The organism is Chloroflexus sp. (genome assembly GCF_034431535.1).
Taxonomy (GTDB): Bacteria; Chloroflexota; Chloroflexia; order Chloroflexales; family Chloroflexaceae; genus Chloroflexus.
The window spans coordinates 89828-113532 of the sequence record NZ_DAOUDC010000017.1 but is presented as its reverse complement, the minus strand read 5'-3'; the positions used below and the strand labels follow the sequence as shown (position 1 = coordinate 113532).

22 protein-coding genes and 1 tRNA gene are annotated in these 23705 nt (G+C 58.9%); 7 read left to right on the top strand and 16 right to left on the bottom strand.

The genetic code is table 11. The annotated features are described in order from the left end of the window. Window position 1 precedes the first annotated feature (1 nt). From U9R61_RS04755 to U9R61_RS04745, 3 genes are read left to right on the top strand one after another with little or no spacing between them, the layout of a single operon-like run. Window positions 2-1156, top strand: coding sequence for a glycosyltransferase family 1 protein (locus U9R61_RS04755; protein ID WP_322487673.1), 1155 nt, complete (start codon window positions 2-4; stop codon window positions 1154-1156). An 11-nt stretch (window positions 1157-1167) separates the two neighbouring features. Beyond that, window positions 1168-1809, top strand: a complete 642-nt coding sequence (locus U9R61_RS04750; protein ID WP_322487672.1) for a phosphatase PAP2 family protein — start codon at window positions 1168-1170, stop codon at window positions 1807-1809. An 11-nt stretch (window positions 1810-1820) separates the two neighbouring features. Then, window positions 1821-2039: a helix-turn-helix domain-containing protein gene (locus U9R61_RS04745; RefSeq protein ID WP_322487671.1), complete on the top strand. Its 219-nt coding sequence runs from the start codon at window positions 1821-1823 to the stop codon at window positions 2037-2039. Between the two features lie 55 nt (window positions 2040-2094). On the opposite strand, the gene U9R61_RS04740 is transcribed toward U9R61_RS04745, so the two are convergent. The 4 genes from U9R61_RS04740 to U9R61_RS04725 all read right to left on the bottom strand — a co-directional run bounded on the left by U9R61_RS04740 (window position 2095) and on the right by U9R61_RS04725 (window position 4941). Next, window positions 2095-3060, bottom strand: a complete 966-nt coding sequence (locus tag U9R61_RS04740) for a sortase (protein WP_322487670.1) — start codon at window positions 3058-3060, stop codon at window positions 2095-2097. 261 nt (window positions 3061-3321) lie between these two features. After that, window positions 3322-3567 carry a hypothetical protein gene (locus tag U9R61_RS04735; protein ID WP_322487669.1) on the bottom strand — a complete coding sequence of 82 codons (246 nt, stop codon included), beginning with the start codon at window positions 3565-3567 and terminating at the stop codon, window positions 3322-3324. A gap of 54 nt (window positions 3568-3621) precedes the next feature. After that, entirely contained in the window at window positions 3622-4413 is a 792-nt protein-coding gene (locus U9R61_RS04730; protein WP_322487668.1) for an HAD-IIA family hydrolase, read from the bottom strand. Window positions 4414-4587: 174 nt separating this feature from the next. Further along, window positions 4588-4941 carry a response regulator gene (locus tag U9R61_RS04725; protein WP_322487667.1) on the bottom strand — a complete coding sequence of 118 codons (354 nt, stop codon included), beginning with the start codon at window positions 4939-4941 and terminating at the stop codon, window positions 4588-4590. A 158-nt stretch (window positions 4942-5099) separates the two neighbouring features. Here U9R61_RS04725 and U9R61_RS04720 point away from each other — a divergent pair, with 158 nt between their 5' ends. After that, window positions 5100-6704 (top strand): helicase HerA domain-containing protein, encoded by a 1605-nt coding sequence (locus U9R61_RS04720; protein ID WP_322487666.1) that lies wholly within the window; start codon window positions 5100-5102, stop codon window positions 6702-6704. Window positions 6705-6718: 14 nt separating this feature from the next. Here U9R61_RS04720 and U9R61_RS04715 read toward each other — a convergent pair whose 3' ends face one another. Further along, window positions 6719-7477, bottom strand: a complete 759-nt coding sequence (locus U9R61_RS04715) for an expansin EXLX1 family cellulose-binding protein (protein WP_322487665.1) — start codon at window positions 7475-7477, stop codon at window positions 6719-6721. 37 nt (window positions 7478-7514) lie between these two features. Then, complete coding sequence (gene pepF, locus U9R61_RS04710) at window positions 7515-9323, bottom strand: oligoendopeptidase F (protein ID WP_322487664.1); 1809 nt, start codon at window positions 9321-9323, stop codon at window positions 7515-7517. A gap of 501 nt (window positions 9324-9824) precedes the next feature. On the opposite strand from pepF, the gene U9R61_RS04705 reads away from it, so the two are divergent. After that, window positions 9825-10121 carry a potassium channel family protein gene (locus tag U9R61_RS04705; protein ID WP_322487663.1) on the top strand — a complete coding sequence of 99 codons (297 nt, stop codon included), beginning with the start codon at window positions 9825-9827 and terminating at the stop codon, window positions 10119-10121. Between the two features lie 107 nt (window positions 10122-10228). On the opposite strand, the gene U9R61_RS04700 is transcribed toward U9R61_RS04705, so the two are convergent. Continuing rightward, window positions 10229-10304, bottom strand: a tRNA-Arg gene (locus tag U9R61_RS04700). An 86-nt stretch (window positions 10305-10390) separates the two neighbouring features. Further along, on the bottom strand, window positions 10391-11482 hold the full coding sequence (locus U9R61_RS04695) for an NAD(P)-binding domain-containing protein (RefSeq protein ID WP_322487662.1): 1092 nt from the start codon (window positions 11480-11482) through the stop codon (window positions 10391-10393). Between the two features lie 181 nt (window positions 11483-11663). Between U9R61_RS04695 and U9R61_RS04690 the strand changes: the two genes are divergently transcribed. After that, window positions 11664-12209, top strand: a complete 546-nt coding sequence (locus tag U9R61_RS04690; protein ID WP_322487661.1) for an AAA-associated domain-containing protein — start codon at window positions 11664-11666, stop codon at window positions 12207-12209. A gap of 326 nt (window positions 12210-12535) precedes the next feature. On the opposite strand, the gene U9R61_RS04685 is transcribed toward U9R61_RS04690, so the two are convergent. Then, on the bottom strand, window positions 12536-13801 hold the full coding sequence (locus U9R61_RS04685) for an MFS transporter (protein ID WP_322487660.1): 1266 nt from the start codon (window positions 13799-13801) through the stop codon (window positions 12536-12538). Window positions 13802-14149: 348 nt separating this feature from the next. Here U9R61_RS04685 and U9R61_RS04680 point away from each other — a divergent pair, with 348 nt between their 5' ends. Beyond that, window positions 14150-14434, top strand: a complete 285-nt coding sequence (locus tag U9R61_RS04680; RefSeq protein ID WP_066789728.1) for an RNA recognition motif domain-containing protein — start codon at window positions 14150-14152, stop codon at window positions 14432-14434. 94 nt (window positions 14435-14528) lie between these two features. On the opposite strand, the gene U9R61_RS04675 is transcribed toward U9R61_RS04680, so the two are convergent. The 7 genes from U9R61_RS04675 to aroA form a co-directional block, all read right to left on the bottom strand. Continuing rightward, complete coding sequence (locus U9R61_RS04675; protein ID WP_066789726.1) at window positions 14529-14795, bottom strand: acyl-CoA-binding protein; 267 nt, start codon at window positions 14793-14795, stop codon at window positions 14529-14531. A 139-nt stretch (window positions 14796-14934) separates the two neighbouring features. Further along, complete coding sequence (locus U9R61_RS04670; protein WP_322487659.1) at window positions 14935-17472, bottom strand: FtsX-like permease family protein; 2538 nt, start codon at window positions 17470-17472, stop codon at window positions 14935-14937. 226 nt (window positions 17473-17698) lie between these two features. Beyond that, window positions 17699-18646, bottom strand: coding sequence for a MoxR family ATPase (locus U9R61_RS04665; RefSeq protein ID WP_322487658.1), 948 nt, complete (start codon window positions 18644-18646; stop codon window positions 17699-17701). Window positions 18647-18737: 91 nt separating this feature from the next. Further along, window positions 18738-20816, bottom strand: coding sequence for a protein kinase domain-containing protein (locus tag U9R61_RS04660; protein WP_322487657.1), 2079 nt, complete (start codon window positions 20814-20816; stop codon window positions 18738-18740). Then, window positions 20806-21789, bottom strand: a complete 984-nt coding sequence (gene galE, locus U9R61_RS04655) for a UDP-glucose 4-epimerase GalE (protein WP_322487656.1) — start codon at window positions 21787-21789, stop codon at window positions 20806-20808. The genes U9R61_RS04660 and galE overlap by 11 nt, the downstream gene beginning before the upstream one ends. Window positions 21790-21817: 28 nt before the next feature. After that, the gene (locus tag U9R61_RS04650) at window positions 21818-22399 is read right to left on the bottom strand and encodes a hypothetical protein (RefSeq protein ID WP_322487655.1); all 582 of its coding nucleotides are present in this window, start codon (window positions 22397-22399) and stop codon (window positions 21818-21820) included. After that, window positions 22396-23703, bottom strand: a complete 1308-nt coding sequence (gene aroA / locus U9R61_RS04645; protein ID WP_322487654.1) for a 3-phosphoshikimate 1-carboxyvinyltransferase — start codon at window positions 23701-23703, stop codon at window positions 22396-22398. The genes U9R61_RS04650 and aroA overlap by 4 nt, the downstream gene beginning before the upstream one ends. Between the last annotated feature and the right edge of the window lie 2 nt (window positions 23704-23705).

Here is a 23705-nt window from a genome sequence, read left to right as displayed (position 1 = left end):
AATGCGGATTGGGATTGATGTGACAGCGGGGATGTGGCAGGGAGCCGGGATTGGCCGGTATACGCGCGAACTAGTGCGCGCGGCAGTGCAGGCGGGGCCTGACCTCGCCTTCCACTTCTTTTATGCGTCCGGCGGGCTTGATCCGCAGAGTCCCTTTGCTCGCTATGCGCACGAATTAGCGGCTGCTTACCCCAACATCACCTTACGACCCATCCCGATCAGTCCGCGCCTATTGACGATCCTCTGGCAACGGCTGCGCTTGCCGATCCGGGTCGAGTGGTTGATCGGGCCGATCGACGTCGTGCATGCGCCCGATTTTGTCTTGCCGCCAACCAAAGCCCGCACGCTGCTCACGATCCACGATTTGACCTTTCTGGTAGAACCGGCTTGCGCCGAGCCGAATTTGCACCGCTATTTAAGTGCAGCCGTGCCGCGTTCGTTGCAACGCGCCGATTTGATCGTAGTCGACTCGAAAGCGACGGCGAACGATTTAGGCCGACTGTACGGCATTCCCAGCCGGCGCGTCCGCCTGCTTTATCCGGCAGTGGATGGACGGTTCCGACCAATGCCAGCGGCTGAGACGGCGCCGGTGCGCAAGCGGCTGCGCTTGCCCGATCGCTTCTTGCTCTTTGTCGGCACGCTCGAACCGCGTAAGAATCTGGTGCGTTTGTTGCAGGCATTCGCGCTCGTCGGCGCTGACCACCCCGATCTGCACCTTGTGATTGCCGGACGGCGCGGTTGGTTATACGACGAGATCTTTACCGCAGTTGATCGATCGAGCGCGCGTGAGCGCGTTCACTTCCTCGATTTTGTTGCCGACGACGATCTGCCGGCATTGTATAATCTAGCTGAAGCCTTCGTGTATCCGTCATTGTACGAAGGGTTTGGTTTTCCGGTCCTCGAAGCGTTGGCCTGCGGCACCCCGGTTGTTACTGCCAAGGTGGCAAGTTTGCCTGAGGTGGCCGGATCAGCCGCGATCATGGTCGATCCGCTAGAGGTCGAAGATATTGCTGCCGGTATCCGCGCTGCGCTCGCTGATCCGGTGCCGCTCCGCACCGCCGGGCCGCCGCAGGCCACGACCTTTCGCTGGGAACAGACCGGACAGGCGCTGGTGGCAATCTACCGTGAACTCGCGGCAAAAGCCGCTGCCACTTGAGGATAATGAGCATGATGCAACCAAACGATCTGACCGCAGAAGCGCTTAGCCGCGGCGCATTACCGGGACGCGGCTACGCGATAGCCCGGCGCATCTCGCAGATTCTGCACCCCGTGCCGCTGGGTATTGTCAGTATTTTTATCGTTGGCGTGCTTGGCAGCGACAACCGGGTGGGCGGGTTGTGGTGGTCGATCGTGTGCGCGTTATTGCACGTGGTGCCGCCGACCATCTTTTTCAATATTCGCCTGCGCCAAGGCGCGTATAGCGATGACGATATTTCGGTGCGCACCCAACGCAACGAACTCTACTTGTTTGGCATGGCGAATGTGTTGGCCGGCACGGCCATCTTGTGGGCAATGAACGCGCCGCTGCCGTTGTTGGCGATGCTGGTATCGGTCGCGGTGATGAACGCGATCTCGTTCGTTATTAATCTGTTTTGGAAGATTAGCATTCACTCGGCCAGCATTGGCTCGTGCGCCACACTGGCCAGCATCTACTTGCCGGCGCTGGGAGGGTTGTGTTGGGCGGCAGCCATTGTGTTAGGATGGGCACGGTTGCGCACCCGCAATCACACCTTGATGCAAGTGATCGCCGGGATGAGTCTGGCGGTAGTCTGCGTCCTTGGCGTGTTCCGGCTGTTTGGGCTGGTGTGAGGAAACGAAATATGGCGCGCCGTGAGGGGATCAATCCTGATGCCGTCTATTCACGCGAAGAGGTGGCTCGCTTGCTCGGCGTTAGCTTGAGCACCGTAAAACGCCTGATTAGCAGCGGGCAACTAGCGGCCAGTCGACCCGCCGGGTTGCGCCGGGTCTTTATTCGCGGATCCAGCGTGTTAGAGATGTTGGAAACAACCCGCATCAATAGCGAGCGTGATGATGAGTAATGCGACCGCAGCGAGCGCGCGGAATGCTGCGGTCGTATATCAGCGGTAGGCTATTCTAGCGCGTGTTGTCCGGCAGCGCCGCGTCGTTATTGGTCGTCTGCACCGGCAATGCCCGCACAATCACCCGCTGCTTAAACTTATCAGGGCCACTCGGCGGCCAGCATGTCACCATGGTCACGACTTCATAGCCGGTAGGCGCGATGTAGCGGGCATTGGCAAGGCGCTGCTCAGGCGGCACACCCTCTTCATCAACGACAATCCGCTCGCTGACGATGTAGCGGTACGGCTGGCCGCGACTATACACAATCACTTCATCGCCGGGCTTGAGGTAGAACAGATCCTTGAAGACACGGCCATAACCGCCCACATGGCCGGCCAACACGATATTGTCGCCTTCGCCGGGATTGGCCGAACCGCGGTGCTGGCCGACCGCATACTCGGCCACTTGCCAGACTGAGATCAATTGGCCATTCTCTTCGATCGTATCCCAGCCGACTTCGATCACCTTAAAATCGACCCGGATCGCCGGAATGACCAGTCGATCGACTGTAGCCACCCACTCGGCGCGCACCGGCTCAGGCGGTTCGGAAATCAACAAACCGCTGTTTACCGCCGATAACGTACTCGTCGCGGGGGCGGCAGGCGAAGAAACCGCGCCAGCCGGCGCTGACGGCGCCACCGCAGGCGAGGGAAGATCACCAGTCGGCGCTGACGGCACAACCGCAGGAGATGGAGCAGACGACGCCAGATCTGGCAGCAACGGCAACGGACGTGCATCAGCCGGGCGGAAGCTGCTGGTGGTGATCTGCGGTGCAGGAAGGGGCGAATCACCGCGCGCAGCCCAGCGGTAATATTCGATCTGCAAGGTCGTCACCAAGACATAGATCAACAAGCCGGCGCCAAGCACCATCAGTGCCGTACCAAACAGCCACGGCCCGCGCCGCACCGGCGCGACGCGCCGGCCCGCGATTATATGCCAAATTCGTTCACCGAGCATAGGAAAACGGTGGAGTATTGCCAACTGTCCTCATCGCTGTTCGCTATCTTCAGTATACCACGCAACCCGCCGGAGCGGATTGCGCCGCATCATATGCTACGCACAGCGCAGACGAAAGGATGTATGGGGGCGGTTGTCAGCTAAAGATGCAGATAGAGGAACCCGACGTTTGGAGAGTCAAAAGGGCGGGTTTGCAACCCGCCCTTGCCCTGCTATCGCTTATTCGACACATATGACCAGCTAAGCTACGGCTGAGAGCCTATGCACCATCCGCATGTGCGCCGATCAGGCAATATTGGCCGGCTCATCATGATGAAGCAACGTCAGACTGCCGCGCAATGCGATCAAGTCAGCGTCAGACAAAGCCGCGATCAGCGGATCGGGCGGCAAAGCCGTACCATGCAGCAGCAACAACGCCCGCATCGCCAGCGGCCACGAGGCATCACCTACTTCGGCAGACGGCGATGACGGCTGATCGCCAGTAAATGGAGGTTGGGGCAAAGCAGGGGGGGTGCGACGAGCGGCAGTCATGGGTTCTCCTCTCTATCAATCATACTGATAGTGTAGCCGGAAGCTGCCCGATCGTCAAGCCAATTCGCCAATCAATTCATCGATCTGCTCAAGCACATAGGTCGGCTGGTAGGGCGAGCGTTCCAGATCGGCGCGTTGGCTATCGCCGGTCAAGACCAACGCCGTATCCATACCGGCCGTCACCCCCATGGCAATATCGGTCATCAAGCGATCACCAACAATCAAGCAGCGTTCCGGCGGCAACCCAATCAGGTTGCTCACCGTGCGGGCCATGATCGACGATGGCTTGCCAACGATCACTTCACAACGCGCTTCGGTGCATGCTTCGATGGCAGCAATGATCGCGGCTGCATCTGGCTCGCCGCCGCCGGGCACGGGGCAAAACCGGTCGGGATTGGTGGCGACCAAGCGCGCGCCGACCCGAATAGCATCAAAGGCAATCTGGAGCTTGCGGTAGGTAAAGGTGCGATCAAACGAGGCCACGACAAACTTGATTTCACCCGGACGTTCGCTGAGCGGGAAGCCAGCCGCTTCCAGCTCACTGATTAAGGGTGCTTCCCCCACCACAAACAATGGCGCACCCGGCGCGTTCGCCAACAGCCACTCCACCATCACCGCCGAACTATTCACAATCTCGCTTTCATCGGCGGCAATGCCGAGGCGTTGCAAACGTTCGGCGTATTGCCGACGGGTTTTGGTCGGATTATTCGAGAGAAAGGTGATCCGGCGCCCTTCACGGCGCAAGGTTGCTAAGAGCTCGGCAGCGCCGGGCAAGAGGGTGTCGCCAAGATAGATGGTGCCGTCAAGATCAAAGATGTAGCCATCGTAGCGGGGGATCGATTGCATGGTGTCTCCAACCTTATCACACATCGCCAATATCGTTTGAGATGGTACCATATCTGGCAGCTCCGGTCGATCAAGGCAATACCTGGGGCAACCGGTAGGTTGCCCCACGCTGATACGAGCGATAGCGCTCTTTATGATAGGATGGCGCATAGGCAGCACGCAATGAACGCAGCCTCACAATCCAAACATATCGAGCATATAGCGGAGATTTTCGAGCGAAACCGGCTTGTGTAGAAACAGTGAGGAACCAGCCGCCATCGCATCGGTTTCGGCATCAGGATCGGCTGAAACGACCACGATCGGCATTATGTATCCCTTCTGCCGCAAGGTGAAGGTCAGATCGAGACCGTTCAGTTTTGGCATATGAAAATCGGTAATAATCAGATCGTACTCTTGCCGGAGCGCCATCTTCAGGCCATCGGCGCCATTTGTTGCCGTTTCAATTGTTACGCCGCGTCGCAACGCCTTCATAGCGTTTTGCAAGAACGAGCGCACATTTGAGTCGTCTTCTACGATGAGAATGCGCATAGTTGTCTCACTCAATCCGTTCAGCAAATATCACTTCATGAAACGAGCGCGGCGGTCCAATTTCCACATCTCTCATCTAACACTCACGTCATTTTGGGCGCCAAGACTCGGCAAGATGTGCTAGGATCAACCAGAGCAGGCTTGTTGAGGAGGTTGCTATGCTACAACGACAGCGCCTCGGTGTCGTCACCGGGGGATCGCTGCTAGAGGGGTTGACCGTCCGGCTCGATGCCGGCACATCAGTCGAGGATGTGCGGGTCGGCAAGTTTGTGGTGGTGCAGGGGCAACGGTTCACCTTCTTTTCGATGGTGACGGATGTGCGCCTTGGCGCAACCACGTCCAAGGTGATGGCCGATCCGCCGCCGGATGACGATTTCTTCAGCAATGTACTGGCCGGCACGACCACCTACGGCGAACTCCGGCTTGATTTGCGCCTGATGTTGCCGCTCGACGGCAGCGCCGAGCTGTTGCCGGTCAAGACGGTACCGCACCATTTTGCCCCGTTATTTGAAGCGAGCGACGCCGATTTCACCCAAGTGTTCGGCCACGAAGAGGGCAGCCGGTTTATGATCGGAACGCCGCTTGATATGTCAGCGCCGGTCTGTATTGACCTGAACCGACTGGTCGAACGCTCGAACGGGGTGTTTGGCAAGAGCGGCACTGGCAAGAGCTTTCTGACCCGGCTGCTAGTTTGCGGCGTCATTCTGGGTGATGTCGCGTCAAACCTCATTTTTGACATGCACGACGAATACGGCTGGTCGGCGCGCTCGGAAGGGACTAATTTCGTGAAAGGGTTGCGCCAGCTCTTTGGCAGCAAGGTGCTGGTCTATGCGCTGGCCGGCGGCGCGTTTGACCGCTCGCGCATCGACGGCGAGATTGTGATCGGCTATGACCAGATCGAGCCGGAAGATGTGCTCTTGCTCAGCGAAGAGCTGAACCTTAATCCAACCGCTGCCGAAACGGCGGAGCTGTTGGTGGATAAGTACGGCGCAAGATGGTTGGCTGAGCTTTGGGAGATGGATCAAGAAGAGCTGAAGAACTTTGCCGACGAAAAGAGCGCCAGCCTCGCCTCGCTTAATGCGCTCAAACGCAAGACCATGCAGCTCAAGCGGCTGGGATTTGTGCGCGCGCAAGCCGATCTCTCAGCGGTCGATCACCTGATCAACGCGCTGATGGTCAAGAGGCACGTAGTGCTCAGTTTTGGCCGCTACGATGATCCGTTGGCGTATATGCTGGTCGCCAACGTGCTTACCCGCCGGATTCACCAACGCTGGCGCGAACAGACCGAGCGGTATCTACACACCAAAAGCGAGGCTGACCGGCCTCGCCCGCTGATGATCACGATCGAAGAGGCGCACAAATTTCTCAACCCGCGCCTTGCCCGCCAAACGATCTTTGGCACGATCGCCCGCGAGATGCGCAAGTACAGCGTGACATTGCTGGTCGTTGACCAACGCCCCTCATCGATCGACAGCGAAGTGCTCAGCCAGCTCGGCACGCGGATCACCGCGCTGCTGAGCGATGAACAGGACATTGACGCGGTGTTTACCGGTGTTGGCGGCAGCACACGCTTGCGGGCCGTGCTGGCCAATCTCGACACGCGCCAACAGGCGCTGGTGTTGGGCCATGCGGTGCCCATGCCGGTGGTGGTGCAAACCCGCCCCTACGACGAACAGTTCTACCGCTTCATCGAACAGCGCACGCGCCGCGCCGGCGATATGGTCACAGCCCAACAAGCGGTTGATGAACTGTTTCCAGATTAAGCAGGACATGCCTCTCACGGTCCGTAGGGGAATTGGCCGCTCCCGTTGACCAACTCACCTGGCGAATTGCTCGTGCGCGAGAGGGTGCTAAACTGCAGGGTTTCGGTCAACGCATTGCCGTAGATGTCGGTGATGCGCAACGTAAAGGGGCCAAGCTCGCCATTCGCGCAATTGCACTGCCGGATGAAGTAGTTATACGTGGTGCGGGCCAATTCCACCCACTGACCTTGAGGAGTGCGATACTCAAGCTTGGTGATCGGGTTGCGATGATTGCGCACCTGAAACGCCAACCACCACGGATTGCTGCCCGCTTTGAGGTGAATCTGCACTGGCCCGCTCAGCGGTGGGCTGATCACGCGCCACGTGATCGGCACTCGGCCCCATGCCCGTGGCGCAATGCGATCAAACGCCTCGGGACTCAGATCGAGATGGTTCAACCCGCAACCGGGGTTATCCGGGCACATATCGACGATCCGCACCACCACGCTGCCTTGGGGGCCGAATACCTCGACATACGCGCCACAATAATCGGCATTGCCGTAATTGAGATAGCTAATCGCCGCTACCATCCGGTCGCCGGGGATCGGATCAAACAGGCAGGCGCCGCTCCCATCGGCTTCGAGGTAATAGGTCGCCTCGCCACTAAAGAGCGGGTTCTGGGCCGCGCGAATCATGAGCGGCACAAAGACGTGATACGGCGATTGGGCCATCGCCGGTGACAACACTAGCCAGAGCAGGGCAACCAACAGCATCCACCGATGATAGCGGCGCATCGCTAGACCTCGCATAGGGAGCTTGTAGTCGGTACCTTCACCGCTCGTTAACCAACTGTTCCAACCGGTCAATATACGACGCCATCACAGCAAGCGTGCGCTCAACCGGTTCAGGCGAGGCGAGATCAACCCCGGCCCGGCGCAGGGTATCGAGCGGGAAGCGGGAACCGCCGGCCTTGAGGAACTCGTTGATATAGCGTTCGGCAGCGCCGGCTTCGCCGGCAATGATCGGAGCGGCGAGCGCATGCGCGCCGGCAATGCCGGTCGCATACTGATAGACGTAGAAATTAGCGTAAAGATGAGTCGAGAACTGGGCCCACGTATTGCCGACCCGCGCCCGATCAACCACCACTTCAGCCCCATACCCTTCAGCGAAGAGATCGGCCATCAGTTCGTTGAAGATGGTAGCGGTTAACGGCTGACCACGCTCGGCGCGCTGATGGATGGCCAGCTCGAAGCGGGCTAGGGTCGGCATAATGAAAAAGTAGCGGTGGAAATTCGCCATCGCCTCTTCAATCAGAGCGATCTGGGCATTGCGATCGGTCAGGGTCTTGAACAGATAATCACGCACCAACGCCTGATTGAAATTAGAAGCTACTTCAGCCAAGAATAGGCCGTAGTTCGCGTAAATCACCGGCTGGGTGCGGCGCGTATAGTACGAGTGCATCGAGTGGCCCAATTCGTGGGCCAGCGTGCTAAGACCGAAGATGTCGTCGTTATACGACATCATAATGAACGGATGGGTGCCGGGGGCGCCGGTCGAAAACGCACCGGCCCGCTTGCCACGATTGGGGTAGACATCAACCCAGCGCTGTTCGCGCAAACCCCGGCGCATAATCTGCACGTATTCGCTGCCCAACGGCGCCATACCTGCGCAAATCCAATCAATCGCTTGCTCATACGGCACCACCAACGGCGTGGCGAGCGGCGCTTTGGTATCGTAAACGTGCAGCTCATCAACCGCTAAAGCAGCGCGGCGCACTCGCCAATAGCGATGCCACACTGACAAATGACGCTCGAAGGTTGCAATCAGATTGTGGAAGACCTCCAGCGGAATAAAGTTCGGCTTGAGCGCACCTTCCAGCGCCGAAGCGTAACGGCGAGCGCGCGCAATAAACACATTCTGCTTGACGCCGGTGGCCAGACACTGCGCCATGGTATTTTCGACCGCGATATGGGCATCGGCATAGCCTTCCCAAGCGTTCTTGCGCAGCGTGCGGTCGGGATGGGTAATCAAGGCATTGATCGTGCCTTGGGTAATCTCGTGCGCTTCGCCGTTGCTATCGTACGCTGGCGGGAAACGCAACTCAGCATTGGCTAACACACCATGCACCGCGCTCGCCGCGGCAAAGGGATCGCGCACTTGGCCAAGTAACTCTTCCACCTCGGCAGAACGAACGTGCGGCGTACGCGCGATCAGACGCTCGAAGTAATGACGATAGGTCGCCAGATGCTCATCTTGCTCGGCCCAAGCCAACAACTGATCGCCGCCGATCGCCAGCAACTCCGGTTCGCCAAAGGCTAGCGCCGCGCTCGCCCGCGCCTGCAAACCGGTTGCCCGATCGCGCATCGCACTCGCCTCGCGGTCGTTGGTATCAACTGTGTAAAACATCGTGGCAAAGACCGCGATCTGGCCGACATTGCGCATAATCGTCTCGCTCAGACCGAGAAAATCGGCAATCACGCGCGAGCCTTCACCCAGCCGGCCCCGAAACTGGACAGCAGTGGCGATCAGCGCATCCGTCTCATCAATCGCCGCTTCCCACGCTGCCTGAGAGGGAAAGATACTGTACGGATCCCACTTATACTGATCCGGAGTCTCGCTGCGTTCCCGCACTGTCTTCATTGCAATGGTCTCCTTCGGTACGATTGCGGTTCGCGAGGTATTATACTCCGTTTATCTGCAAAGACACCCACCTATCACACCGGTACAAACGCTCAGCCTTAAAAGATTGCTACAATCGAGCTATCACGACACCGATTGGAGAGAGCAATGCCACCTGAGTGACGCGCCATTCTGTTGGCCCGTTTCGAGCATACCACTAAAATACCAATGCTCTTGTTATCAGTGGATTTCCTCGTCATCTTTTTCGCCATTGAGAGTAACGCCGTCAATGGCGAAATCATCCCCATTCTCGATGGGCCCCTCTGGTTAGTTTAGGGAGTCTTTGGCGTTGAATTAACCATCAAACTCTATTTAGCGCCAGAACGAGGTCGCTATGCCCGCTCGCAATGGATCGAAATTCTGATCATTATTCTGCCATTTTTGCGCCCACTCCGGTTCTTATGGCTCCCCGTCATAGTGACCCGCCTCTGGCGCCAATCGCGCCGTGTATTGCGCCAGCGTATGCCGGCTTTCATTGGCGTCACCAGTCTGGCCCTCGTGCTGGTTGGAGCAACGCTGATGGTGGTAGCCGAGCAAGGCTCCGACGGCTCCATTACCACCTTCGCTGATGCCGTGTGGTGGGCCTTAACCTCCATTACGACCGTCGGCTACGGCGAAACCTATCCGGTCATTGCACTCGGTCGCGGCGTGACCGTCGTTTTGATGATTGCCGGCATCTCGCTCTTTGGGCTGCTCACCGCCAACGTTGCCGCATTTTTGCCGAGGAAGATACAGCCGATCGCACCCAAGCCGAGCTAGCCCAGATCAACCAACGGATCGAGGGCATCGAGCAATTGCTAGCTACACTCACCCAACGTTTAGAAGAGGGGTCGCACAAATCGAGGGAGTCATTGCACCCAAGGCAGTGGCAGGGCTGGCGCGACTCGAACGCGCAACCATCGACTTAGAAGGTCGGTGCTCTATCCATTGAGCTACAGCCCCGCGCGTCCATTACTATACTGCAACCTCGCCAGTTCTGGCAAGAAGGAGGAAGGAAGGCGTGTAGGCCACCTTCTCTCCTCCCTATACTAATTTGCAGCAATCTGCTCGAAACTGAGCTGATAGGTACGCGCGGCCACATCACCCAACCGCGCCGGCCACCGCCCGGTGAGCGCTTGGGTGATTTTGCCGGCGTGCTCGTGACAATTCTCGATAAAGAGCGTATAGCGTTGCTGAATACCAGCGGCCACTGTACCGGCCAGATACAAACCGGGCACATTCGTCTCCATCGTTGCCGGATCGTAGATCGGGACCCGGTTTGGCCCTTGCAACATCACGCCAGCCTGTTCGAGCAGGCTCTGATCGCCGCGAAAGCCGGTCGCCAGCAAAACAAAATCGGTCGGGTAGTAAAACTGCTTGGTCGTTGGCTGGCCATCGGCATCGGTGCGAGCCAGCGTTACCCCCCCGGCATCGATCGCGATTGGCATCGTCTGGGGCAGAAAGCAGATCGTACCGGCCTCGACTTGGGCAGCAAAATCGGGCAACAGCCAGTGCTTCACCCGATTGGAATCGAGCTGGGCCCGCCGGTACGACAACGTCACCTGCGCACCGGCCCGCCAGCAACGCAACGCCGCTTCGACCGCCGAATTCTTGCCACCGACGATCAGCAACCGGCGGCGGAAATAGTCGTGGGGATCGCGAAAATAGTGACTGACGTGCGGCAAATCCTCACCGGGGATATTGAGGCGATGGGGGAAGTGCATATCGCCAATTGCCAGCACCACCCGGCGCGCGGCATAGCGGCGCGGCCCGCTGAGCGGCTGGGTGATGAGCGTGAAACCTTCGCTCTCACAGTGTAATGCGCTGACCGGCTCGTAGCTCTGCACTCGTAGATCGAACAGCTCAACCACCGAGCGCAGATACGCCAAATACTCTTCGCCGGTGATCCGCTGCTGATGGTTATTAGGAATGGGCACGCCGGCAATCGCCAGCCGCTCGGTCGTGCTGAAGAAACTGGTATTGCGCGGCCACCACGTCATCGTATAGCCAATCTGGCGCGCATCGAACTGGATGTAATCTACGCCGGCCTGCTTGAGACAGGCGGCCAATTCGAGGCCAATTGGGCCAGCGCCAACAATCGCCACCTCGTGCGTAGAAGTGAGCGGAATATCATCGGTCATGAATGAACACCTCCAACATGCATTGCTAACTCCATCTGTATCATACCTGCAAAAGGCACAACAGTGCGCGCGCTAAGATGTGAACATGTGCGCGAATTTCCCTATTGACACAAACGTTCGAGTATGGTATGGTAAAGACATAAGTACGAGCGGATACGTGCAAGGAAGAGGAGGTGCTGCGATGCTGACCACAGCAGACATTCCACAGGCCGATATGCTTTGGGATGTGGCGCGCGTTGCGGAAGCGATTGCGCGTGGGCGAGTAACGGCAGAGGAGATCGGAGAATACATCGGCGCCAAGGGTCAGCGTCAAGGCCTCTACTACATGCAGGCAGCGCGGATCATTGGCTTGATCGAGATGAGCGAGCAGACCGAGGCGGCGCAACTGACCAAGTTCGGGCTTGCTTTCACGCGCTACAACCGCGCCGACCAGCGCGCTGCCCTCCGCCGGCAACTCTTACGGTACGAGCCAACCCGCTCGGTGATTGCCGCCCTCCGTGACACCCCCCAAGGTCTGACCCGCCATGATGTTGCGCGCATTCTCCAACAGCTCGCCCCCTTAGCCGAATCAACGGCGCAGCGCCGGGCAGCTACCGTTACGGCGTGGTTGACCGAAATCGGGTTAGCTGACTGGCGCGACGATCGGCTGTGTTATTGCGGGCCGGCATTGCCGGTCGCAGTGCCGCAACCGCCGCGTAACGCGATGTCGTTTGTTAGCGGTGTGTGAGGGGATAACGGTGCGAGGCACTGCCCTCGCCCGTCATTGCGCGGGATCGGCAGAGAGAACCGATGAACGCAGATGTAGTTGATGGCATTGTGATGCCAGTTTACCCTCACCCCCGGCCCCTCTCCCACTAACGCAGGAGAGGGGTGCTAGGGCCGGGTGCCTTGCTGTCCGCCCCTCAATGTCATTGCGAGGGCGCGCAGCGCCCGAAGCAATCCCCCGCTTCAGCGACAACCCATACCTGAGCGGATCCTCCCGTACTCGCGGGGAATTGCTTCGCCGCCTGCCGGCAGCTCGCAATGACAAATGAGGCGGGGAATGGCAGGCTATCACGCTGCCGGCGCTTGCTCGGCACGAGCCGGCGCTGTCACGTGCCAATGCAGCAACCCCATACCAATCACGCCTACCAGTGCGAGCAGGGCAAAGATCACGCCATAACCGGTCACCGTTGCTACAAGCCCTACCACCACCGGCCCTAACGCCGCTACTGGGGCCAAGGCCAGATTAGCGACGCCAATGTAGGTGGTGCGTTCGGCTGGCGGGCTAAAGGCAAAGACAAGGGTGAAGCCAGAGAGTTGGTAGCCAGCTTGTGACGCACCGACTAAGGCAAAGACGAGGTAAAACCATACGCTTGCCGGGGCGATGAGAGCTAACACCAGCGCCGCCATCCCCATCCCTGCCGACAACACCAACACCTGTTTGTGGCCCCACCGATCGGCCAGCGTCCCTAAGCCAATATTGCCTATTGCCTGCACAGCCAGCATCACGCTGGTAAACAGACCGATCTCAACCACCGGCACCTGAAACCGCTCAAGCGCAGCCGCCGTTAAGAAACTATGGCCGGTCAAGCCGAGCGCAATCGCCATCCGGCAAAACAGGTAGCGCCGGAACGCGACATCGCGCCGCAAGAGCGGCCCCAAGCCGCGCAAAAAGACATGAAACGGTCGAGCCGGCGCGGGAGCTTGAGCCGGCTCGACCGTCAGGGCCAGAAAGAGGTATGAGACCACCATTGCCGCAAAGCAAATCAAGGCGAGGATGCCAGCGCTTTGCGGGAAGGGTTGTTGGGCCAAGATCGCTGCTGCCAGCGCGCCGCCGCCGATGCCAAGCAGACCGCCTAAGCCAGCCTGCAAGCCAAAGAAGACCCCCCAACGATGACCCGGAATGACCCGCGCAATCAGATCTTGCCACGCAATGGACGTGAGACCGGCGCTGGTGGCGAAGATGGCGTACAGTGTTAGCACAATCACCAGCAATCCGCTCGCCGGCAAATCGGGCAACGTGAGCAGAATGATGCCCATCGCCAAAAAGGGCAGACGCTCACCGATTGTCGCCAGCAATACCCACGGCTTGCGCCGCGGCTGCGCTGCCACCAACGGTGCGGTAAACAATCCCGGCAATAACCAGCCGGCAAAAAAGATCGCCGGGATCAGTCCCTGCACCCAGCGCGCATCGGTCAACCGCTCGACGATTAGCGGCAAGACGGTAAACCGAGACACAAGGCTGATGCCAAAGGTGAAGGCGCTGCCATCGAGTACATTCAACCAGAAATTACGCCGGGCATAGCGGGCCAGCATCGCTTCTGACGCCGTGGTCATAGCTTATCCTGCTGTCTACATCTTGCGCTTCAACACCATGCATCGTAGCCTTGTTTCGGCGAAAATGGATCGTTCCCACGACTGATCGAAGCTGTCATCTTGCAATTCTGGAAAAGTATGGTATAGTAGAGAAGTCAATCAACGTCGTGTGCTGCGAGACCGGCATCAGAGAACTCTCAAGCTTTAGGTCGATCGGCAGTGCTTCATCGCTCGAAGCAGGAACGTTGTCGATCGCCGGAGCGAACGCCCGATGCATCTATCGGCGGCGGCTGTACGAGAGGTCTGTGATAGCCGGTTTTTGGTATGCCACGAACGTGTCTGCCAAACCAAGTCTCTGTGGAGTGTGCAATGTTAGTGAAACTGTTCGTCGGGAATTTGCCGTGGAGTGTCGGTGATGCTGAGCTAGGTGCGATCTTCGAGCCGCACGGCGAGGTGCAGAGCGCGCGTGTGATTAACGACCGCGATACCGGTCGCTCGCGCGGCTTCGGGTTTGTTGAGATCGAGACCAATAACGTCGCCGCCGTCATCCGGGCGACCGACGGCCTTGAGGTTGGCGGGCGCAATCTGCGCGTGAATGAGGCTGAAGACAAGCCGCGCAGCGCACCCCGGGGCAATTTTGGCCGCCGCTATTAGACGGTAAACGCCACGTCGCTCAAGGCGCTGGCAACGAAACAAGACCGGTGAACAATGGCGTTCACCGGTTTATTGCTTTCTTGCGGATTGTCGTCTACTTGATCGTTTGCTTGAGCCGCTCAACCAATTCAATGTAGCGATTCATCGCATCGGTGGCCGAGAGACCTTTTAGTTTAGCCCACGCATCATACTTGAGCCGCCCGGTCATATCCAACACGCCGGGCCGTGATCCCTGTACATCGCCAACTGTTGCCTGCTTGTAGAGTGCATACAATTGCAATAATGTCTCGTTATCGGGACGGCGCGGCAACTCCTGCACCTCTTTCGCTGCTCGTTCAAAAGCTGCTCGCAGATCGCTCATATTCAACTCCTCACTCGACACGGATGATAGCAGTATCGTACCATATTCACCATATCTATACCAATAGTCGAATATGTCTGCTCTTGAAACGTGGAGTGCGGCAGTGTGACTACCGCACTCCATAACAAGACGCAATCCGCTACTCATCACGCAACGCCACTGCCGGACTGATCCGGCTCATGCGGAGCGCCGGCCACATACCGGCCAGCAAGGCTGCCCCGATCGCAACTGCCAACGCCTGCCCAAACAATGCCGGATCAACGGCGAGTTCCAGCGTCCAGCCAAACGAGCGCTTATTGATGACATACGTCAGCACGAGCGCCAGCGCCAGCCCCAACGGCGCGGCCAGCAACCCGGACGCCAACCCCATCAGACCGGTTTGACCCAGCACTGCGCCCCACAATTGGCCGGGTGTTAAGCCGTTTGCGCGCAAGACACCCAATTCACGGGTGCGTTCAAGTTGCAATGCCATCAAGGCGCTCAAGATGCCGATAAAGGCGACAATGGTCGCCAGCAATTGCAGCACCGAGGTGATGGCAAAGGTACGATCAAAGACCGCTAACGTCCCTTCACGCAAGGCCCGGCTCGAATTGACCAGCACCATCCCGTAGGCGGCGCTCGTGGCCCGCACCTGTTCGATCACTGCGTCAACATCGTAACCATCGCGAACATAAATCGCCAGCGACGAAATCGCCGGATCGTCCCACAAGGCGCGATATGCAGCGGCGTTGATCCGGACCACGCCTCGATCAGAGGCATAATCGTAATAGACGCCGGCGATCGGCAGATCACGCAAGCCGCGATCGGTACGCACCGTTAAGGTGTCACCCACCCCTAACCCGGTGCGGAAGGCGAGCGGCTCTGAGATCAAGACTGCGCCGTTTTCCCACCCGGCCCACGTTGCCGCATCACCACCTTGTTGGAAGCGCAACGCGCGCCGGCCCTGTTCGGTCGCGCCATCCACCGCCACCAACGTTGTTGGCCCGGTGGGTAAATCGATCTGGACACTGCGGAAGGTCGTGATCGACTCAACTCCCGGCAGCGCTGCTAAGGCCGCCAGCAAGGCCGGATCAAGCGTCGTATCGATCCGGTTAGCGACATTGCTTGGCGGCGAGAGGTAGATATCAGCGACGAGACTTTGCTCAAGCCAACTGATCACCGTTTGGCGGAAGCTGCCGATCATAATGCCAACGCCAATCGTTACCGACACCGCAACCATCAAGGCAGCGACGGCCACCGCGGTGCGCGAGAGGCTCGCCACTACATCGCGCGCCGCCATCCGGCCCAGCAACCCCAACACCCGGCCCAACGCTGGACGTAACAGCGACATTAGCGCCACAAGCGCCAGCGGGGTGAGCAAGGCCGCACCAATCACCACCGCAAACAAACCGCCGAAGGCGACATAGAGACCGGCAGCGCCGGCAGGCGCCGGGATTGCCAGCAGGACACCGCCGATCGCAAGCAAGCCAACGCCAGCACCGGCCAAGCGCGGCGTTGCCCGCCGCACCCGCTCTTCGATGCTCGAACGGCGCAAGACAGTGCGTGGCGGGGTATACATCGCTTCCAGCGCCGGAGCCAACGCCGCTAGCAGAGTTACTGCCACCCCCAGTACTGCACCTTTCAGCAACACCGCCGGCTCAATGCTCAGATCGCGCACCGTGACCACAAAATAGAGATCGTTGATCGTCTGCGTCACTAAGCCGACCAAGCCGCGCCCCAACACCACACCCAACGCCAACCCGCCGGCCACGCCTAGGACACTGATCAACAACGCTTCGACCAAGACCAAACCGGCTAATTGGCCGCGACTCACCCCGACGCAGCGCAACGTCCCCCACAGGGTGCGCCGCTGCACGACGCTGAACGTCATCGTGTTATAGATGAGGAACATGCCAACAATCAGCGCCAAGAGACTGAGCGCAGTCAGGTTCAGCTCGAAAGCAGCCGTCATCTGCTGCAATGCGCCGGCGCGGGCCGCCACCGGTTGCACCGTCGCGCCGAGAGGCAACAGCGGCGCCAGCGCCGCCAGATCAAACGACTCCGGCACGATCAGGTCGATCCGGCTTAACCGTCCGACACTATCCAGCAACTCTTGCGCGCTGGCGATATCAACAGCAATCATCCCAGCCAGCGCGCGCCGGCTGAGGTCATCAGCCGGTTCCAGCACTCCCACCACCTTCACAGTAGCGGCGCGCGGACCAATCTGGATCGGCAACGAATCACCGAGCTGCAAACCGACCCGTTCAGCATTGGCACGCGCCAGCAGCGCCGCTCCCGGTTCAACTAACAACGCAGCCACATCGACAGCGCCGCCGCCGGCCAGATAGGGCCGAAAGGGCGCTTCGGCAAACGGATCAATCCCAAACAACTGGTAGACACCGGGGCCGAGAGAGGGGGCAAGCACGTACCCTTCGACAATCGGCGCCGTGGCCAAGGCTGGAAAACGCCGCCGAAGTTCGGGGTAAACCGTTTCAGGCAGGCCGGATGGGCCGCCAATGATCTGATGGGTTGATTGGCCGGCCACGGTATCGCCAGCCAATTGGAACGCGCGGCGCGCGCTGGCATTGGCCAGATCAATCGCCACTACGACTGCCACCCCTAATGCCACCCCCACAATACAGAGCAACATCTGCCACGGATGGCGCACAATCCAGCGGATTGAACTACGGATCAGCATATTCCCTCGTTGCGGTGGTGAAACGCACAATGCAGACGATGCTCAGGCGTTGTCTCATTGCACAGCGGTTATTCCCTTTTATCATTTTGCCACTGTTTTCTTATTTTTTCATGAACCGGCTCGCTACGCGCATATTCGTGAGAGATGATTGTGGGTGGTTAGCATACAGCGACCCTGTATGCCAACCACCCATCAGCAACATCGAGTTATGTCTTGCCAGAGCGCCTTACCGCGGCACTTCCACCCGATTAAGGATACGCCCGATCGCCATATCGGCATTGAGACCTTCAATCTCGGCTTCTGGCCGCAGGATAATCCGGTGGCGCAACACCGGGCGGGCCAACATCTTCACCTCATCAGGTGTTACATAGCCACGATCGTGAATGGCCGCCAGCGTCTTCGCCGCCAGCAACATCGCCACACCGGCCCGCAGCGACGCGCCGACCAACAATTCAGGGCTCGTGCGCGTCACTTGCACAATCGAGACAATGTAATCGAGAATCCCCTGCTCGACCTGAACCTGCGTAATCTCGGCCCGGCAGGCAGCCAGCGCCTCAGGGGTCACGATGGGGCGCAAGCCGGCAGCAGCTAACTGGTGTGCGTCAAAGCCGAGGTGATAGCGCCGCAAGACCTCGGTCTCAACCTCGCGCGGAGCATAATCAATCACGACCTTGAACAGAAAGCGGTCAAGCTGGGCTTCGGGCAAGGGGTAGGTTCCCTCGAACTCAATCGGGTTTTGGGTCGCAATCACAAAAAACGGCTCCGGCAACGGCAAGCGCTGGCCTTCAATCGTCACCTGCCGCTCCTCCATCGCCTCCAGCAACGCGCTCTGGGTCTTGGCCGGCGCGCGGTTAATCTCATCGCCAAGCAACACTTGGGTGAAGATCGGCCCTTGCCGCAGACGAAACTGGCTGCTGCTCAGATCGAAGACTTGCGTACCCACGATATCAGATGGCATCAAGTCAGGGGTAAACTGAATGCGGCGAAAATCGGCTTGGATCATCTGGGCCAGCGTCTTAGCCATCAGCGTCTTCGCCGTACCGGGAGGGCCTTCGAGCAAGACATGCCCACCGCTGAGCAATGCCGTCAGGAGCAACGTCAAAGGTTCCTCTTGCCCAACCAGTGTCTTGCGCGCTTCATTCAACAACGCCGACGCCAACTGCGCGGTTTGCATAGCATATTCTCCAATGAGCGGGTTCCCGTTGCTCTCATCATCAACCGCAACGCCGTGCAATCTAACGGCGTTGCAACTTCAACGCGCATCTTCACAGAGTCAGAAAGACCAAACTGATCATCAGAAAGAGCGACAACACACCGATACCGGCAGAAAAAAGAATCCGCTCCCAGTGCAACAGGCGCCAATCAGGGGGAATCAGATTCTCGAATCCATAGATTGCCAACCGGTAGGATTGCTCTTGCCGGCCAAGATCGAATTCGATCTCGGTCAGCGGGATAAAATGGATTTGCAGTTCCGCCATCACAATGCGGCTATCGTTATCGAGCGCCTGCCGCTGGCGATCAATCATCGCTTTCACTTCGGTGATTTGGAGCCATTCGGGCGGAATTTGCCCAACCACCCGGTGTTTATACACCAATTCAGCTTTGCATGTACGGCGCAACCATGTCTCATCAACATCCGGCAGATCGTTCTGAGCCTCGTCACGCACTACCCGGCGCGACCACTCGATCAACTTGCGCTGCACGATGCGGCCAAAACTGGCACAGCGCTTGCACGGGATCGAACCGCGACCATTGCATTGCGGGCAAGCAATGACCCGTTGGCGCGCTACCGCCGGCGATACGCCAGCGCCACCCGTCGAGCCGGCTGACTGTCCAGCAGGGCTGGCTGGTGAGCCGGTTGGCTGTTCGGCAGGGCTGACTGATGAGCCGGCTGGCTGTCTGGCGGCTGTTGATTCGGGCTGTTCAGTCACTGTCACGCGCCGCGTTCCCTTGCACATCGAGCACATGATCACGCCTTGCCCTTTACAAGCCGGACAATTGACCACTTGTTCGGAACCGGGCACAACCAACCGGCTACCCATCTGTTCTTGAAACTCCTTGGGCGGCGGTAACTCGATCTGCCAACGCTCCACTTCACGACGAGGCGGTAATTCTTTCTGTTGCGTGTCAGGTTCTTCCTCCATCCCGGCGTCACGGCGCTGTTCGATCAGTAATTGCAGATGGAAAAAGAAGACGTTATAGTGCCGGACGTTGTGCAAGCGGGCCAACCGGCCAAGCAGCGGCAGCCGGAACGGACGCTCTTGAGCCCATTGGTCAAGCAACTGGCTGATATTATTGGCATTGAGCATACGCGCGCGCTGCTGTGCGCGCTCGATCGGTTCGTGAAACACGGCGCCGGTCAACGCGCGCTCAACCTCGTTGGGTTCGATGAGGGTGAGCGGTTTGGGTTGGCTTGCCGGTTGCGCAGTATTGGCCGATGCCGTCGGGACAACCTGTGTTTGCGACAAATAGGGAGCGAGTACCGTTTCGAGATCGGCAGCCGCAGCGCTGGCGCTCGCATAGCGATGGTGCGGTTCCCACGCCAACAGGGTGCGAATAATCCGATCCACGTCTTCTGGCAGCTTCTGCCCCGCTTCAGCTAATGAACGAACTCGTGGCAACTCCAGCCAGCTATCCCCCGGTTTTGGCTTTTCAACCCATGGCTCCTCACCGGTCAGCATATAAAACAGCACCACACCCAAACTGAAGATATCGGACAAATGGGTCGCTTTTTGCGCCTCGCGCATACACTCTGGCGCGATAAAACCGGGTGTACCCATAATCATGCCGGTCGAGGTCAACGATTGGTCAGGATCGCGAGCAATCCCAAAGTCGATCAAGTACGCCTTCTCGGCAGCCGGATCGATCAAGATATTACCCGGCGCCAAATCACGATGGACAATATCAAGATGATGGGCATAATCAAGGGCAGCCGCGATCTGCTGAAAATAGCGCAACGCCAGTTCAGGCGGCAATGGCAAATAGGAACCCTTTGGCAGCGTGTTTGCTTTCGTTGGTGATGACAACTTGGGCAGATCACGCAATGAGCTGCCGTGGATATATTCAAACACCGCGTAGTGAAACGGATTTTGCACGCCGTAGTCGATCAAACGTGAAATATGGGGATGACGGAGGCGAGCGGCAATGCTCGCCTCTTGTTCAAAGCGTTGAATCCGCGCCGCCTCTTGGCTTAGCAATACCTTCAGGGCAACTTTATGCTCGCGGATATAGCGATGATGAGCGAGAAAAACGCGGCTTGACTCACCGCGTCCAATCCGCTGTTCAATCTCGTATTGGCCGAAGATCCGCGGCAGGCTAGGTGACGAAGAGATATTAGTCGTCATAGCCGTGTGGATGAGTGCGATGCCATTCCCAAGCCGAGGCAATAATCGACTCAAGATCAGGGTAGCGCGGCTGCCAGCCCAATTCGGCGCGGATTGTTTCGGACGAGGCGACCAGCACTGCCGGATCACCGGGCCGGCGCGGCCCCACCACTGCCGGGATCAGATGGCCGGTCACTTTGCGCGCTGTCTCGATCACTTCCCGTACGGTAAAGCCTTGGCCATTGCCAAGGTTGTAACGACGTTCACCCAAGCGGTCGAGCGACTCCATCGCCAGAATGTGAGCACTGGCCAGATCAAGCACATGGATGTAGTCACGCACGCAGGTGCCATCGCGGGTCGGGTAATCGTCGCCAAAAATCGTAACGTGCGGACGTTGGCCCAACGCCACCTGCAACACGATCGGGATCAAATGCGTTTCCGGGTCGTGATCTTCGCCGCGATCGGGCGTATCGCCGCAAGCGTTAAAGTAGCGCAGACAAGCGTAGCGCATCCCATAGATCCGGTGCATCCAATGCAACATACGCTCGATAAAAAATTTTGACTCGCCGTAGGGCGAACCGGGCACGATCCGTTCGTGTTCGGCGATGGGAATGCGTTCGGGTTGGTCAAACAGATTCGCGGTTGACGAGAGGATAAACCGGCGCACGCCGGCGGCAATGGCGGCTTCGAGCAGATTTGCCACATTCACCAGATTATCGCGCAGATAGAGAAACGGCTTTTCCATGCTCTCGCCGACCAGCGTGTACGAGGCGAAGTGCATAATGCCGTCAATGCCGGGGTAAGCGGCGAACAACTCGCGCAGCGCATTGCGATCGGCTAAATCCGTCTCAACAAATATCGCCTCTGGCGGCACAGCAGCGCGATGTCCTTGATAGAGGTTATCAACGACAATCACCTCGTGCCCGGCCCGCACTAACTCGGCGCTGGTAATGCTCCCGATGTACCCGGCGCCACCAGTAACCAATATCTTCATCGTAATCATCTCCCTCGTCTATCAACTATCAACCTTCGGGCGTGGTTCCATCGGAAGCCGGTCCAACCGCAGCCGCCGGCGCTTCCGGCGCCAGTTCAGGTTGCGCCGGACTACGCACACTGTAGAGGGCTTGGATCGCGCGCTGCGCCAAACAGACAAACGAGCGATGCAACGGCGCACCGCCATTGATCGGGAAGATCGTCACGTTGCGGAGCGGAATGAAATCATCGGCCAACTCCGTCAACATCTCTTCCAGTTCAACGTCTGGCCGGCGATACATCTCGGCCCGCACTGCAAATTCGCTGGTAAAAAACATCACCGACTGCATAGCCCGCGGCGGCGCTGAAACACGATAATCCGGCGGCGGTTCAGGCTCGGCTAACACCGCCACAAGCAGCGCATCACCCCATGCCACCAAGGCTTGCGGCACGCGCTGCGCCTGTTGTGGACGCCAGAGCGGGGCAATACTGACCTCATGGAGGTTCACAAAGCGACTCATTCGGTTGTTGAGAGCATCACTCACCCTGCGGTACAAGGGCAGTGTATAACTGCCGGTGCAAAGCAATGTCGGTGTGAAGATCTCGACCGTAAAGGTGAAGCCATCGCTCATACTGTCTCCTGCACCGCAGCGAGTGCCTGCCAGAAGCCGGGATAGCTTACTGCGGCGGCTGCCGGTTCTAAGATGGTAGTTTCGCCTCGCGCCACCAGCGCCGCAATCGCCCATGCCATTGCCAGCCGGTGATCGTGATAGCTATCAAGAGTTGTGCCGTGCAGTTGGCCGGGCCGACCAGTAATGACCATCCCATCGGCAGTTGGTTCGACCAGCGCACCCATCGCGCTCAAGCCGGCTGCAACCGTCGCGATGCGGTCGGTCTCTTTAGCACGTAATTCGTGCGCATCGCGGATGACCGTCTCGCCATCGGCGCAGGCCGCAGCTACCGCCAAGATTGGAATTTCGTCGATCAAGCGCGGGATCAATTCACCGGCGATGGTAGTACCGCGCAGAGTTGACGAACGCACCACCACATCGCCAACCGGTTCGCTTCCTTCCAAGCGCTCGTTGACAACCTCAATCGCGGCTCCCATCGCGCGCAACACATCGAGCGCACCGGTGCGGGTCGGATTGAGACACACGCCGGGAGTAACCAATTCGGCATCGGGATGGATCGCCGCCGCCACCCACCAAAAGGCGGCTGAGGAAGGATCGCCGGGCACACGCAGCGAGAGCGCCGCTGGAGCCGTAGCTGCGGTTGGCGGGCGCAACGTAATCTGTTCGGCAGTGACGGTCATGTCAAGCCCCATCGCCGCCAGCATACGCTCGGTGTGATCGCGTGAGTCGATCCGACCGGTCAGAGTGATAGGATTATCGGCGTTCAACGCTGCCAGCAAGAGGGCCGATTTCACTTGAGCCGACGCAATCGGCAACTCGTAGTGGCCGCCGCGTAGCGCACCGCCGCGAATCGCCAACGGCGCCCGATCACCCTCGGCGCGGCCATCGATCTGCGCCCCCATCGCCCGCAACGGCACGACAATCCGGCGTTGCGGGCGCGAACGCAACGAGGCATCGCCGGTCAGCACGCTAAAGAACGGTTGGCCGGCCAGCAACCCGGCCAGCAGGCGCAAGGTCGTGCCAGAGTTGCCGCAATCAAGCACATCAGCCGGCTCGCGGAACCCGCCCAAGCCAGCGCCATGCACCACCAGCTCGCGCTCACCGAGCTGTTCAACCGTTACCCCCAACCCCCGCACGCAAGCCACCGTGGAAAGGCAATCAGCGCCGGGCAAAAAATTGGCAATATGCGCGCTGCCGGTCGCGATAGCATTAAACAACACCGCGCGATGTGAAATCGATTTATCACCCGGCACCTGAACCACACCGCGCAACCGGCCCGGCGCAGTTAACGTTATCCCTGTCATCG

Coding starts and splice junctions, on each gene's coding strand:
- U9R61_RS04755 (WP_322487673.1), top strand. CDS start 2: ATGCGGATTGGGATTGATGTGACAGCGGGGATGTGGCAGGGAGCCGGG.
- U9R61_RS04750 (WP_322487672.1), top strand. CDS start 1,168: ATGATGCAACCAAACGATCTGACCGCAGAAGCGCTTAGCCGCGGCGCA.
- U9R61_RS04745 (WP_322487671.1), top strand. CDS start 1,821: ATGGCGCGCCGTGAGGGGATCAATCCTGATGCCGTCTATTCACGCGAA.
- U9R61_RS04735 (WP_322487669.1), bottom strand. CDS start 3,567: ATGACTGCCGCTCGTCGCACCCCCCCTGCTTTGCCCCAACCTCCATTT.
- U9R61_RS04730 (WP_322487668.1), bottom strand. CDS start 4,413: ATGCAATCGATCCCCCGCTACGATGGCTACATCTTTGATCTTGACGGC.
- U9R61_RS04725 (WP_322487667.1), bottom strand. CDS start 4,941: ATGCGCATTCTCATCGTAGAAGACGACTCAAATGTGCGCTCGTTCTTG.
- U9R61_RS04720 (WP_322487666.1), top strand. CDS start 5,100: ATGCTACAACGACAGCGCCTCGGTGTCGTCACCGGGGGATCGCTGCTA.
- U9R61_RS04715 (WP_322487665.1), bottom strand. CDS start 7,477: ATGCGCCGCTATCATCGGTGGATGCTGTTGGTTGCCCTGCTCTGGCTA.
- pepF (WP_322487664.1), bottom strand. CDS start 9,323: ATGAAGACAGTGCGGGAACGCAGCGAGACTCCGGATCAGTATAAGTGG.
- U9R61_RS04705 (WP_322487663.1), top strand. CDS start 9,825: ATGCCGGCTTTCATTGGCGTCACCAGTCTGGCCCTCGTGCTGGTTGGA.
- U9R61_RS04695 (WP_322487662.1), bottom strand. CDS start 11,482: ATGACCGATGATATTCCGCTCACTTCTACGCACGAGGTGGCGATTGTT.
- U9R61_RS04690 (WP_322487661.1), top strand. CDS start 11,664: ATGCTGACCACAGCAGACATTCCACAGGCCGATATGCTTTGGGATGTG.
- U9R61_RS04685 (WP_322487660.1), bottom strand. CDS start 13,801: ATGACCACGGCGTCAGAAGCGATGCTGGCCCGCTATGCCCGGCGTAAT.
- U9R61_RS04680 (WP_066789728.1), top strand. CDS start 14,150: ATGTTAGTGAAACTGTTCGTCGGGAATTTGCCGTGGAGTGTCGGTGAT.
- U9R61_RS04675 (WP_066789726.1), bottom strand. CDS start 14,795: ATGAGCGATCTGCGAGCAGCTTTTGAACGAGCAGCGAAAGAGGTGCAG.
- U9R61_RS04670 (WP_322487659.1), bottom strand. CDS start 17,472: ATGCTGATCCGTAGTTCAATCCGCTGGATTGTGCGCCATCCGTGGCAG.
- U9R61_RS04665 (WP_322487658.1), bottom strand. CDS start 18,646: ATGCAAACCGCGCAGTTGGCGTCGGCGTTGTTGAATGAAGCGCGCAAG.
- U9R61_RS04660 (WP_322487657.1), bottom strand. CDS start 20,816: ATGACGACTAATATCTCTTCGTCACCTAGCCTGCCGCGGATCTTCGGC.
- galE (WP_322487656.1), bottom strand. CDS start 21,789: ATGAAGATATTGGTTACTGGTGGCGCCGGGTACATCGGGAGCATTACC.
- U9R61_RS04650 (WP_322487655.1), bottom strand. CDS start 22,399: ATGAGCGATGGCTTCACCTTTACGGTCGAGATCTTCACACCGACATTG.
- aroA (WP_322487654.1), bottom strand. CDS start 23,703: ATGACAGGGATAACGTTAACTGCGCCGGGCCGGTTGCGCGGTGTGGTT.